We start from the raw sequence: 13,474 nt of genomic DNA, 5'->3' as shown, positions 1-13,474 counted from the left end.
ATTCATTGTTGAAAGCGCTTTCGGGTGCCCGCGTCAGGACGCAGGAAAAACGAAAGGAATGGTGGCGGGATGAGTCACCAGGCAGCGGACATCTTGATTTCAGGCAAGGCTGTCTTTACGGGGCTTTCCGATCGGCCCGCGCCCGCCTGTATGGCGATTCGGGCCAATCGAATTGTGGCGGTGGGTTCCGAGGAAGAGCTCCAATGCTACGCCGGGGAGCACACGAAGGTCTACTCATTCCAAGACCAATTGATCCTCCCGGGCTTTCACGACTTCCACCTCCACATCATGCAAGGGGCGGTGGCGTTGACGAGCGTCAATCTGTTCGCGGCACGCTCCGAAGAGGAAGCGGTGGAAATGATTCGCCAATTTGCGGATGCAAACCGGGAGAATCCGTGGATTATCGGGTTTATGTGGGATGCGGGCTATTGGGACACCCGGCAATTGCCGACGCGCCATTCTTTGGACCGGATTCTGCCAGACCGTCCTGCCATTCTGTTTCACGCGGAAGGCCACCATGCATGGGTCAATACGAAGGCGCTGGAGATCGCAGGCATCACGCGCGAGACGGAAAATCCTCCGTACGGGGTGATTCGAAAAGACGAGAAGGGAGAGCCGAACGGCATTTTATTTGAAAAAGCGATGGGACCGGTTGTGCGCCATGCCTTCGATTTTTCCCATTCCCGGAAGAAGGAGATGTTTTCTCGATTCCTTGCCCATGCAAAAAGCTTGGGCGTAACGTCTGTCCACGATTTGCACGGGCTGAAAACGATCGATGCCTACGATGTGTTTGAAGAATGCGAGGCGAGTGGGAAACTCACCGCGCGCCTTCATTTGTGGCCCGCTCTGGACGGCGATCTGGAACGTGCCAAGCAGTTACGGGCGAGATACCGGTCGGATCGGCTCCGCGTGTCAGGGCTGAAGCAATTCATCGATGGAGTCATCACAGCCCGGACGGCTTATATGCTCGAGCCTTATGCAGATGACCCGGATACGCGGGGGGAGACGTCTTTTCCCCCCGAGACGATCAAAAAATGGGTCGTGGATGCAGATAAAGAGGGATTCAGCATTCGGTTCCACGCGATTGGAGATGGGGCGATTCGCCTCGCCCTCGATGCCTTTGAAGAAGCGCAAAGGTCGAACGGTAAGCGGGAGCTGCGCCATTCCATTGAGCATGTGGAAGTGATTCATCCGGATGACATTCCGCGCTTCAGTGAGCTGGGTGTCACGGCTTCCATGCAGCCGGATCACCTGGCGATGTCGGAGAGAGGGGGATATACGGACCGGATTGGTGCTGCGCGGGAAAAGTACGTTTTTCCCATTCGGACGTTGCAACAAGCCGGAGCGAAGCTGGCATTCGGCACCGACTTCCCGATCGATGTCTTACATCCGCTCCTCCAAATCTATCGAGCGGTCACCCGAATCGACAGCAGCGGAAAGACGGCCTGGCATCCGCATGAACGAATCTCGCTGGCTGATGCCTTGAAGGCATACACGTCCGGCCCCGCCTACGGCGCTTTCCGCGAGCATGAGCTCGGGACATTGGAGGCTGGCAAGCTGGCCGACCTCGTCGTCCTGGACCGAAATCTCTTTGATGGATCGGCAGACGAAATCCTCGAGGCAAAGGTCCAGTTGACGATGGTAGATGGCAGCGTGGTTTATGAAAAGGTTTCCCTACGTGACGAGTGAGGAGGAAGGCAGATGAGTAATACCGGCTCACCAACCCTGAAACGTTCTCTTTCCTTGAAGTACGTCGTGTTCTTCGGGCTGGCCTTTATGGCTCCGACAACGATGTTTTCTACTTACGGAGTAGCGGTCCACACTACCAACGGGATGATTCCGACGGCTTACCTCGTTGCCTTGATCGTCATGCTGTTTACGGCCTACAGTTACGCCCAAATGGTAAAGGCCCTTCCCAATGCAGGCGCTGCCTACACGTTTACCCAGAAATCCTTAAGTCCGCACATCGGGTTTCTCGTAGGCTGGACTATTCTGCTGGATTATGTGCTCAGTCCCATGATCAGTGCACTTCTGCTCGGGATCGCCATGGAGGCATACTTTCCTTCCATTCCGATGTACATTTGGATTATCGGCTTTATCGTAACGGTGACGACGGTAAATATCCTCGGCATTACCGTGGCAGCCAAATTCAATACGGGCCTTTTGTTCTTGCAATTCGGAACACTCGTTTTATTTGTGGCTTTCTCGATTCAGGGCCTTCTGAATGGGAAAGGGGCCGGGACTCTGCTTTCAAGCCTGCCGTTTATCGATCCACATGTAAACATGTCGGACTTTATGGCTGTCATTCCTCTTTTGTGCTTTTCGTTCCTGGGGTTTGATGCGGTAACGACATTGTCGGAGGAGACGAAGAACCCTCAAAAATCGCTTCCCCGGGCCATTTATCTCATCACCGTCATTGGCGGGATCTACTATATGACCGGCTCCTATTTTCTGCAGCTGGTTTGGCCGGACTACCAATCCTTTCAAAACCCGGAAGCGGCTTATATGGAGATCGCCTTTCATATCGGGGGAAACTTTTTGACCAGCTATGTTCTGGCCGAAGGGATCATGTCCAGCTTTTCATCCGCTGTTGCGTCAGGGACAAGCGCCTCCCGCATTTTATATGCGATGGGACGTGAGCGTGTGCTTCCCGCCAAAGTATTCGGCTATCTTTCGCCCACCTACCAGACACCTGTGTTCAACCTGCTGCTGATTGGATGCGTCGCGCTATCCGCCATCTTCCTGAATCTGACGACGGCCGTATCGCTCATCAGCTTCGGTGCCTTTTTCGCTTTTACGTTCGTGAATCTGTCTGTGATCTCCCACTATTTCATTCGGGAAAAGCAGCGGTCCTTGAAGGGGACTATTCGGTATTTCCTCCTTCCATTCATTGGCGCCTGCCTCACCGGATTGTTTTGGCTGAAGCTGGACATTCACTCGCTGATTTTGGGCGGGATCTGGCTTGCCTTAGGATTTTTGTACCTGTTGAACCTGACGAAGATGTTTAGACAACCACCTCCCGAGCTCGCGATTGAGGAAGCTTGATCACGAGGGAGGACATATATCACCATAATGAGAGGAACGATGCGTCATGACAAAACAAATCGCAGATCTGATTCTTTCCGGCAATGCCGTATTTACAGGCCTGACCGATCAGCCACAGCCCGCGGCGATCGCGATCGCAAAGGACAGAATCATCGCAGTGGGTACGGCGGAGGAGATGAAATCGCTCACGGGCGAGCATACCAAAGTCTATCACTTTGAAGACCAGCTGATCATGCCGGGCTTTCACGATTTTCACCTTCACGTGATGGATGGGGCTGTCACGATGGATAGCGCCTATTTGTTCCCGGCCCGTTCGGAGGAAGAGGCGCTTGCGATCATTCGCGATTTTGCCGAATCTCGGCCGGATGAGCCATGGGTGATCGGCTCCACTTGGGATTCGGGCTATTGGGATACGCAAAAACTGCCCGATCGCTATGCACTGGATCGGATTCTCCCGGATCGTCCCGCGCTCATGTTTCACGCGGAAGGCCATTATGCCTGGGTGAATTCAAAGGCGTTGGAAATCGCGGGCATTGATCGGGATACCAAAAACCCCGCGTTCGGGATCATCGGGAAGGACGAAAACGGCGAGCCGGACGGCATCTTGTACGAAAAAGCCATGGGAGCCGTCATCGAGCATGCCTACCGTTTTACCAAGGAAAAGAAGAGGGAGCTGTTCGCCAATTTCCTGGCGCATGCGGCCAGTCTCGGAGTGACGGCGGTCCACGATTTGTTTGCGACGGAATCCCTTGCGATTCTCACGGACTATGAGCTCTTCAAGGAATTCGAGGACGAAGGGGGTCTAACGGCGCGCCTCCATCTGTGGCCCGCGCTGGACGGAGATCTGGAGCACGCCAAGCAGCTGCGGGACAGGTACCAGTCGGATCGGCTACGCGTATCGGGGTTGAAGCAGTTCATCGACGGGGTCATCACCGCGCGTACGGCTTATATGCTCGAGCCTTATGCAGATGATCCGGAGACGCGGGGAGAGACGACGTTTCCAGCTGACACGATCAAAAAATGGGTCGTGGATGCGGATAAGGAGGGGTTCAGCATTCGTTTCCATGCGATCGGAGACGGGGCGATCCGCCTTGCCTTTGACGCCTATGAGGAAGCGCAGCTGGCGAACGGGAAGCGGGATTCCCGCCATTCCATCGAGCATGTGGAAGTAATTCATCCGGATGACATCCGTCGCTTCAAAGAGCTGGGTGTCACGGCTTCCATGCAGCCCGATCACTTCGCCATGTCCGAGCGGGGGGTCTATACCGCACGCATCGGTGGTGAGCGGGAAAAGCACGTATTTCCGATTCGCACGCTGAAAGAGGCCGGAGCGAGACTGGCGTTCGGCACCGACTTCCCGATCGATGTCTTAAATCCGCTCCTCCAGATCTATCGAGCGGTCACCCGAATCGACAGCAGCGGAAAAACTGTCTGGCATCCGCATGAACGAATCTCGCTGGCTGACGCATTGAAGGCGTATACGTCCGGGTCTGCTTACGGCTGCTTCCGGGAGCATGAGCTCGGGACATTGGAAGCAGGCAAGCTGGCTGACATCGTCGTACTGGAGCGAAATCTCTTTGAAGTCCCCGTCGATGACATCCCTGAAGTAAAAGCGGTGGTAACGATTGTCGATGGAAAAGTCGTGTTTGACCGTGCGAATGAACTCGCGGTGAAGTGACTGAGCTGCTGTGTTGGAGGAGGTATCGCCGGTTGACCCTTTGGGTACATCGACAGGAGGGATGGGGGGCTGAATCCCCATCCCTCAATCCAAAATCCCATGCCCCACAATATGCACATCCACCTGCGGCTCAAACACCACCTTCGCATAATCCTCTGACCACTTTAGCGTCTTCCACGTATCCGGATAAAAAGCAATGAGATAACGCCCCACTCCCAGCCCATCGTGATTGGCTTTTTGCATCTTCTGAAGGACGATTTTTGCCTGTTCAGTCAGTTCCTTTGACAGCGTCTGATTCAACTCTTCCACCACCCGTTTTTCGTTCAGATGATCGCGAGCGTACTCATAAGCCACGACAGGCAGCTGTACCCGAAGCTGCACGGTAATGCTCCGATTTTCTCCGACGAGTACCTTCATGTTTCTCTTTACTCGTTTGACATCGATCGAGATGTAATCAGTCACTTTGGCTTGCTTGGAGCCGTGAATTTTTGGCGTAAGTCGGGCAGCGGATTTCCCTTTCTTGTCAAGCAGCAGCAGATACAGGATGGATTCGTCCTTGTTCAGCTCCCCGCTCATGCGGTCGCCGTCAAAAAGCGCAATCCCCCGAACCACAATTTTGTCTTCTTTTTTATAGAGATAGGGGAGGGCGATATCCTGGCCCGGGTCAAGCATGACGGGAAAGAATGTCTGGATGTTTACCTTCGGAACGATCGTGACTTCCTCCAACGCTTTGATTTGATTCCGGAGATGCTCCCCGACCAGTTTGTTGTCGACCTTTTTCATTTCCACGAACTCTCGCGCATCTCCCTTTACGACAGCCACCCGGGCGTCGATGGCGGTCCGGGTATCCCGGTAATAGACGTGGATGTACGGGTAGATCCCTTGTCTGGCCACCTTTTCTCCTAGCAGCAGCACATTCATTTTGTTGGCCGTAAGCAAGCCCGGTACCTCTTGATTGAGAACATCGCGTCCGTCCCGCAGCGTTTTGGAGATGACAGAATGGATCTCCGCTTGTTCCGAGTTTCCTGTCTCGGTCTTCTTTACGTTCAAGACGGAGGCCGTGCTTTGCACTTTCCCCTGGGGGGTGACGTCGATTCCCAGCGTGGAAATGATCTGCACATCTTTCAACAGCTGCTGATCCCAACATCCGGATAGAAGTACAGACGGCAAGACGATTGCGAGAAGCCGATAGACGCCTTTCACGATTGGACACCTCTCCTGTTTCGGATCCAGGGGGACGAAGCGATCACAAGAATGACGAGGGGAATGGCAAGCGTAAAGACATAGCTGACATTCACGATCGATTTGCTAAGCCAGTCCAGTTGAAACGGGTCCTGCGGCCACAGTGCCAGGAAAAAGCTGAGGATCGCCACCCAAGTCACCGCGTGGCGATGGTTCTTTGCGCCAAACATGCGGGCAATTCCGGTGGCAGCCATGAACATATTGCTCATGATGGCCGTCGTGACCACGACCATCCAAATGGTGAGAAAGTAAAGATCCGGCCTTTCCGCCAATTCAAACGTAAGGGCTCGCAGCATGTACAAAACCGGCTCCGGAACAAGCGCCATCACAGGGGGGCTGAAGAAAGCGAGACTGGTTAGCACCATGAAGGTATAGAGCAGGGTGGACAGGGCGTTGCCGATCGAAGCGGCTTTGACGATTTCTTTGCTGCCTCCTTCCACGAACGGGTAGACCACCAGCAAAATTTCAAACCCGAGCATGGCGTCCGTCGCCTCGATGCTGCCTTTGAAGATGTTTGTCCATCCGGCCTGTCCGATCGGAAGGAGGTAGAGAAGATTGGCCTTGGTGTAGGAATAGGCGGCGATCACGAACATCATGGCAACCGGTATATTCACCAGCACATAAAAACGGGCGATCGTCCGCAATGGCTCCCGGACCAAATACATGCAAAGAGCAATCATCAACAGGTAAATGGCCCAGCTGGGCGTTTTGGGGTACGCCCATTTTTCCAGGATACTGCCAAATCGATCGACGATGAGGACGCCCATCAGGATGAAATACAGGATATATCCCGCCTTCAATAGGGTACCTAGGGTCTTCCCGAAAACGCGAGGCAGAATTTCGTACAAGGTAGCGGACGGGAACCGTTTGCCGACTGCCCACATGATGAGGATGATCAGCTGGGTCCCCACACCGGCGAGCAAGGTGGATATCCACCCGTCTGCTTTTGATACGGAATATACGGCATAAGGGAGGGCCAGGATGCCTTGGCCGAGCTGGGAATGGAAGATCAGAAAGGCAAGCTGGCCAGGCGTGATCCGGTTTTGTTCATTTGTCGTCATCTCTTTCCCACTCCCTTGACGGATACTCTTGCCGGAGCTTTTGCGGGTGGGCGTCGAGAGGCCGTTCGTTCAGCTTCCATGCAGGCAGCCGTACGAGAGCATCTTTGAAATCCTTCAAACGAAAAGGTGCCAACGGAGCAAAATACGGGGTGCCGAATGATTCCAATTTGCATAGATGGATGACAATCGCCGTCACACTGACCACAATGCCGAGAAAACCAAACAAGGCGGCCGAGATCATGACAGGGAAGCGCAGAACGCGAAGGGCGCTGCTCATCTCATAGCTGGGCACGACAAAGGAAGCGAGCGCCGTCAACGCGACTACGACGATCATCGCATTGGAGACCAGACCTGCCTTTACGACCGCATCCCCGATCACCAGACCCCCGACAATGCCGATGGTCTGTCCGACGCGTCCCGGCAGCCGAATGCTTGCTTCGCTCAGCAGCTCGATCGTCAGCTCCATAATTAACGCTTCGAGGATGGGGGAAAAGGGGATCCTCTCCACACCGCTTTTTAATGTGAGAAACAAATCGGTTGGAATGACTTCAAAATGAAACGAAATGACGGCAATATAAAAGGCGGGCAGCACGATCGCGATGAAAAAGCTGAACAGGCGGATCAAACGGATGAAAGTACCAGTCAGTGACCGGCTCCCATAATCATCCGGAGATTGATAAAAAGCAATAAAAGTGGCCGGAAACAGGTTTGCGGCCGGATGCCCCTCCAGAAAAAGAGCGACTCTCCCTTCCAGCAGGTTGTTCACTACTCTCCCTGGCCGTTCCGTCGTAAGCAATTGCGGAAACGGACTATAGGAGCGGCCTTCCAGGTTTTCTTCGATCATCCCTAAATACGCCACGCTGTCAACGGAAATGCTGCGGATCCTGCGATCTGCCTCTTGAACAAGGCTGGGGTTCGCCAGATTTTGGAGGTAGACCATGGCTGTGCGGCTTTTTGTCTCTGATCCCAATTCATAATAACGTATGACCAAATGCCGGCTTGCAATCAGCTTGCGGACCATCTGCAGATTCACGTCGAGGTTTTCGATGAACCCTTTGTGCGGGCCGCGTACGACTTTCTCATTTTCCGGTTCGTTGACGGCTCGCTCATTATTTGCCTTCGCATTGATCAAACAGCATTCGGCCGTGCCTTCCCCGAAAAGCGCGACATAGCCTTTTGCGATCGAGTCAACGACACGCGTCAGTTCATCGTATCTGTATTGACTGATGGTGATCAAAACTTCTTCTGTTATCGGTTTCTCTGTTTCCACGAGCGGTTTGATTATTTTTTCAGAGATGGTCTTGTCGTCACAAAGAGACTCCAGATAAAGGAGCAGACCTTTTCGTGGCCCCAGCATCACCTCGCGAATTTTCAGATCGTCCGTGTCAAAAAACGCTTTGCGTATGTAGGTGGTGTTGTCGGGCAAGCAGGAGGATACGGCTTGGGCAGGCAAATCATTTGCGTTCGCAGGTGAAGCCGGGGTATGCCTGTTGTTGTTGAGCAGCTGTTTCCAAAAACCCATGGACAATCTCCTATGCGCTGTTTACCGGTTAGGGTCTTCTATACGTGGAAAAGTTATGCACTGGGCACCGAGCATAGCGGACCACGCTTGCTTGTCCGTAGACGGCCATAAAAATGCACCCCTACGGTCACATCGGTTTTTCCCCAGGAGGGATTCCCCATGTCCACTTGAAGAGGTGCACTTTCATCGTTTCCGCTATTGCCTCAGAACACTCAGTGCGTTTCGAACCTTATAGGCAAACTGGATCGGATTCTCAATGGATTGAAAGTGAATATACATAATCCCTGGATTGTTGAAAAGCCAGTGATTGTGCAGAGCGGTCACAAGAATATCGTAAGAGCGAAGTACGGATATAAACGGGTTGATTTCTTCGGGGAGAATCACGGTTTCCCCCAGGCAAAGGGCATTGCCGTCTTTGTCCATGGACTCAAACGTGAACATCATGGGTACGGTAACGGCCGATCGGGAAGGCCTGCCCATAATCGTGACATCGAATTTTCTGACGGTCATCGCGGTACAAACACCGTTTATCACCTGTGGGGGAGTGCCCAATATCGAACAAAACTGCTGGCAAAGTGGATCTGCACTCATGCTCATACTCATCCTGATTCCTCCTTATTTTGAATAGAGATCGTGCCAAATCAACCGGGCTCGAAGCGGATAAATGCGGATTAGTCTTTTGTGTGGGTAGACTCATGCGGAGTCCTGCCCTGTATTCTATGTCAATGCCTAACGCCGAGAATGGGCAAACGTCTACGAACGAAGAGGAGAAAAGCCCATTTTTATCACAGGATCATGGCTGATTTGGCAACATGCGGCAGAAAGAGCAGGTGTACGACGACGCAGTCTGATGAAAGGCAAGGCCCCGTAGCGAATTTTTTTTACAAAAAATTTATAGGAAAGATATGGATATCGTGATGTCTTTTCTGTAAGATATGGTATATATTGTTATTAGTTAGTCGCATAACTGACTCAAGGGGAGCCCATGTCTTCCCATAGATAAATAGGACGGTGGAGCAGGGAACTGTTGCTGTAAATACAAGCGAAGGATTGAGAATAATGGCAAAACCGAACGTCGTTTCGAAGCAGGAGCTCATTGAAGCAGCCAAGAATTGCATCGTGCAAAACGGCCTGGAGAAACTCACCTTGAAAACCGTGGCGGAGGGGGCCAGTGTCTCGCAGGGGACCGTCTACTACCATTTCCACACCAAAAACCAGTTGATGATGGACGTGGTAAAAGACGTCTGCCTTCGGTCCTGGGAAGAGATGTCCCATACGCAAAATATTGACTTCGTCATCCAGGAAGCTCTCGATTCGGCGAAAGAACGATGCAGTCCCGATTCTTTTTTTCACCGGCTGTTCCTGTCGTTGGTCGTATTTAGTTTTAACAATGCGGACATCAAGCAAGAGCTGGGACAGCTGCTTTCCTTTGAAAATCAGGTGCTGTCGGAAAAGATTCAGGGATTGATGGCAGAGAGTTCGGCTGCTGGCGACTCCCCGCATGGGAACCGGTTGATGGGGGTTTCCTCCGAGACGTGGGCAGTGATTATAAACGCGCTGATTGACGGCTTGGCCGTACAAAGTCTCGTCGCTCCGGAATTCGACCGGGATAAGGTATTCGCAGAACTGGGGGTTTTCTTTCAGCATCTCTTCCAGCATGGGAATGCCGACTAAGCCAATCCGAAGTCCGAGGTTCCGCTTCGCTGTGCGCGCCATCACGGGGTTCCAAGGACTTCCTTCCATATATCTCACTTGAAAGAAAAGGGGTGTCTCGATGTTCTCGCAAAAACTGGGCTTGACCTTGCTTTTCTCCATCTTGGTCTGGTTGGGCGCAACACTATTCTTCGTATTTTTTGGCAGCATGGTATTGGTCGATCCTTTTCAGGAAAGCTTTCTCTTGCCGTTTCTTTTGCTCGAAGCGGCAACAGCCGTGGTTCTGTATGTGGTCTTCGTCATCTTTCGCAGGTTGGACCCGAGTCCTTACGCGGCAGTGAAGCTGGGAACGATCGGCAGCGCGGTTGGGCTCATCATCGACGCGTTTGTGCTGTGGAACCGTGATGTGTTTTTTTCCAAGCTATCCTCTGAACAATTGCTCGCCTTTACGATCTGGATGGCGTTTGCCTACGGCCTGTATTTGGTGATTCCGTTGTTCATGGCAAAAGGCAACAAGTAAATTTACCATAGAGTTGGAGGAAACGACGGTGAAGAGATTGAACCCCGTGGTTGCAGACTTGCTTCGCATTTTCAAGATGGACAAAAAGTACGTCAGGGGGGAAGGTCACTACTTATTCGAAGGAGACGGCACGCGCTATACGGATTTCATCGCGCAATATGGCGCTGTTCCCCTCGGGTACAACCATGAGGCGATCTGGGCAGCTTTGGATGACATCAGGGAGAGACAGCTTCCGAGTCTGTGCCAGCCGTCCACGCCGATCAAGGCGGAGGAATTGGCCGAGTTTCTGAGTGAGAAAATGCCGGGAGATCTGTCTGTCTGCACCTTCGGACAAAGCGGCGCTGAAGCTGTGGAAGCGGCGATCAAGCTGGCCAGAGCGTCGACGCGAAAACGCAAAATCGTCAGTACCCTGAAAAGCTTTCACGGGAAAACGACAGGCGCGTTGGCAGCGACTGGACAGGAAGTCTATCAGAAGCCGTTTTTCATAGATACCTCCGACTATATCAAAATCCCGTTCAACGATGTGGAAGCACTGGAAAAGGTGTTGCAAGAGCAAGGAGCCGACATTGCCGGATTTCTGGTCGAGCCCGTTCAGGGGGAAGGCGGAGTGCGCGTGCCATCGCCCGATTACTTGAGAAAGGCCCAGGAGCTGTGCCGTCAGTACGGCGTGCTGTTTATTCTGGATGAGATCCAGACAGGGCTCGGGCGGATGGGCAATTGGGCCGTGTGCGTCGAGCAAGGCTTGCAGCCGGATATCCTGCTTCTCTCCAAAGCGTTGGGCGGAGGAATTGTTCCCATCAGCGTGTGCATGAGCACTCCTGCGCTTTGGGAAGGCGACGATTTTGGGAAAAATCACAGCTCGACGTTTGCCAACAACAATTTTACATGCTCCGTCAGCCTGGCATTTCTGACGTATATGGACCAAAACCCTCACATTTTCGAGCAGGTCAAGCAAAATGGGGCCTACATGCGGGAGCGTCTGGAGCACATTCAGCGGAAGTGGCCGGGCGTCATCAAGGAAGTCCGCGGAGAGGCTTATTTGCAAGCCATTGAATTTGAAGAAATTGATGCGGGCGATTCCTTTGAGTTTTCCATCCTCTGCTCGCAGGGCGGTCTCGGCTATCTGATCAGCGGCTTTTTGCTCAACGTGTACAAACTGAGAATCATGCCTTACCTCAACCAGGAAATGGCCGTGCGGATTGAACCGCCGCTCACGATGCCCAAGGAAGAAATCGACCAGCTGCTCCTCGCCATCGATCGGACCTGCGAGATACTCTATTACCGCGACTTCTATCATTTATACCGGTATACGATTCAAGACAATACCGTCCCCGAGACGATTACAGACTATCGTCCCAGAAGAAGAGAGATTATCGTTTCTTCGACCAGCCAAGAGCCTCAGCGCAATTTTGCCTTTATTGCACACTACCCTCAAACGAGAGATCTAGCTCTCAACACACCATCGTTTGAACAATTTCAGGAATCAGAGCTGTCGGAAATATTGGAGTGGCAGGCCGATTACGGAGATCCGGGAGTGGTCTGCACCCTTTCCAAAATCTCATCGAAGCATGGAGAGGTTGCCACCGGCAGCATTATCGCCATTCCGTACGGCGGTCCCAAGGTGTTGGAGCGTCCGAGAAAGGAAGTCGTCTCCGCGATTCGAGCCGCGATCCTCGAAGGCCGTGAAATGGGCGCAACCGTATTCGGGCTCGGTGCCTACACCTCCATCGTCACACGCGGCGGCATCGATGTCCGTGACATGATGCTAGACCATGAAATCTTAACGACCGGCAATACGTTTACCGTCATTACATCAGTGAATGCCTTGTTGACAGGCGCAGCCAAAATGGATATTTCCATCGATACATGCAGAGGAGCTGTCGTGGGCGCCAATGGGTCCATCGGCCGTCTTTGTGCGATTCTTTTGTCTCAAAAAATGGAAAATATCGTATTGATTGGCAGAAAGAGTAATGAGCAGCTCAACATGGAGAGGCTGAGGGAACTGGCCAACGAAATCTATTTGCACGCCCTGCTTTACCACAAAGAGTATACAGGGGTCAGAGCCAGAATCTTGTCGGTTTTGCAAAGCGAAGCCATTTTCGATCTCGAACTCTCCCCCGTGCGCCACAGGCTGTATGAACTGTTCCAGGCGGGCGAGGTGCAGGAGCAGAATCGCGAAGAGCTGATGGGCGAAAGCGTCATTGCGGATATCGAGCGGCTGTTCCGTCATGCCAAGCTGGAACCGCCAATCCGGTACGGCGTCGATATCGATTCCTTCTTGCCAGAGCTCGATGTCATCCTGGTCGCGACGAGCAGCATCGGGGAGCTGCTGCACCCTGAATTGATCAAATCGGGGGCAGTGATTTGTGACGTATCCCGTCCTGCCAATGTCGGCAAGATTGTCGAGCAGAGACGCCCGGATGTACTGGTCATCGAGGGCGGCTTGGTCAAGTTCCCGGAAGAGCTGTCGTTTGGCCAGAACCTGGGGTACAAACCAGGGGTCAATTTGGCCTGCCTGTCGGAGACGATTCTCTTAACCTTGGAAAATAGCAACCGCAGCATGGGGATCGGCGGAAGAATCACGATGGAAGACATGTACTATATTCAAGACCTTGCGGAAAAACACGGCTTTACGCTGGCCAGCTTGCACAGCTTCGAGAAGGAAATCGACGACGATTACATTGCGCGAGTCAAAGAGGCGGCGAACGAAAAAGTAGTTTCAAAACTTTCTTGATATAGAGGAGGAAATCGCA

Annotated in this window: 10 protein-coding genes; 6 read left to right on the top strand and 4 right to left on the bottom strand. The window is 52.8% G+C overall.

Annotated elements, in window-relative coordinates:
* The first annotated feature begins 69 nt into the window (after window positions 1–69).
* Genes RGB73_RS27340 through RGB73_RS27330 form a run of 3 tightly spaced genes read left to right on the top strand, consistent with a single transcriptional unit; the run spans window position 70 to window position 4,723 of the window.
* On the top strand, window positions 70–1,689 hold the full coding sequence (locus RGB73_RS27340) for an amidohydrolase (protein ID WP_310766294.1): 1,620 nt from the start codon (window positions 70–72) through the stop codon (window positions 1,687–1,689).
* Between the two features lie 12 nt (window positions 1,690–1,701).
* Window positions 1,702–3,045, top strand: coding sequence for an APC family permease (locus tag RGB73_RS27335; RefSeq protein ID WP_310766292.1), 1,344 nt, complete (start codon window positions 1,702–1,704; stop codon window positions 3,043–3,045).
* A 46-nt stretch (window positions 3,046–3,091) separates the two neighbouring features.
* Complete coding sequence (locus RGB73_RS27330; RefSeq protein ID WP_310766290.1) at window positions 3,092–4,723, top strand: amidohydrolase; 1,632 nt, start codon at window positions 3,092–3,094, stop codon at window positions 4,721–4,723.
* An 84-nt stretch (window positions 4,724–4,807) separates the two neighbouring features.
* Here the strand turns inward: RGB73_RS27330 and RGB73_RS27325 are convergent, their stop codons facing one another.
* From RGB73_RS27325 to RGB73_RS27310, 4 genes are all read right to left on the bottom strand, one after another.
* On the bottom strand, window positions 4,808–5,926 hold the full coding sequence (locus RGB73_RS27325; protein WP_310766288.1) for a Ger(x)C family spore germination protein: 1,119 nt from the start codon (window positions 5,924–5,926) through the stop codon (window positions 4,808–4,810).
* Window positions 5,923–7,026: a GerAB/ArcD/ProY family transporter gene (locus tag RGB73_RS27320; RefSeq protein WP_310766286.1), complete on the bottom strand. Its 1,104-nt coding sequence runs from the start codon at window positions 7,024–7,026 to the stop codon at window positions 5,923–5,925. Before RGB73_RS27320 ends, RGB73_RS27325 begins: the two co-directional genes overlap by 4 nt.
* Complete coding sequence (locus tag RGB73_RS27315) at window positions 7,013–8,548, bottom strand: spore germination protein (protein ID WP_310766284.1); 1,536 nt, start codon at window positions 8,546–8,548, stop codon at window positions 7,013–7,015. The genes RGB73_RS27320 and RGB73_RS27315 overlap by 14 nt, the downstream gene beginning before the upstream one ends.
* A 195-nt stretch (window positions 8,549–8,743) precedes the next feature.
* Window positions 8,744–9,151 (bottom strand): DUF1259 domain-containing protein, encoded by a 408-nt coding sequence (locus tag RGB73_RS27310; protein WP_310766282.1) that lies wholly within the window; start codon window positions 9,149–9,151, stop codon window positions 8,744–8,746.
* Window positions 9,152–9,607: 456 nt separating this feature from the next.
* Here RGB73_RS27310 and RGB73_RS27305 point away from each other — a divergent pair, with 456 nt between their 5' ends.
* The 3 genes from RGB73_RS27305 to RGB73_RS27295 all read left to right on the top strand — a co-directional run bounded on the left by RGB73_RS27305 (window position 9,608) and on the right by RGB73_RS27295 (window position 13,455).
* Complete coding sequence (locus RGB73_RS27305; RefSeq protein WP_310766281.1) at window positions 9,608–10,222, top strand: TetR/AcrR family transcriptional regulator; 615 nt, start codon at window positions 9,608–9,610, stop codon at window positions 10,220–10,222.
* A 100-nt stretch (window positions 10,223–10,322) separates the two neighbouring features.
* Entirely contained in the window at window positions 10,323–10,721 is a 399-nt protein-coding gene (locus tag RGB73_RS27300; protein ID WP_310766280.1) for a hypothetical protein, read from the top strand.
* Between the two features lie 28 nt (window positions 10,722–10,749).
* Window positions 10,750–13,455 carry an aminotransferase class III-fold pyridoxal phosphate-dependent enzyme gene (locus RGB73_RS27295; RefSeq protein ID WP_310766279.1) on the top strand — a complete coding sequence of 902 codons (2,706 nt, stop codon included), beginning with the start codon at window positions 10,750–10,752 and terminating at the stop codon, window positions 13,453–13,455.
* Window positions 13,456–13,474 lie beyond the last annotated feature (19 nt).

The sequence above is a fragment of the Brevibacillus brevis genome (assembly GCF_031583145.1).
GTDB classification, from domain to species: domain Bacteria; phylum Bacillota; class Bacilli; order Brevibacillales; family Brevibacillaceae; genus Brevibacillus; species Brevibacillus brevis_E.
The sequence above is the reverse complement of the archived record's forward strand: the minus strand, read 5'-3'. Positions and strand labels throughout refer to the sequence as shown.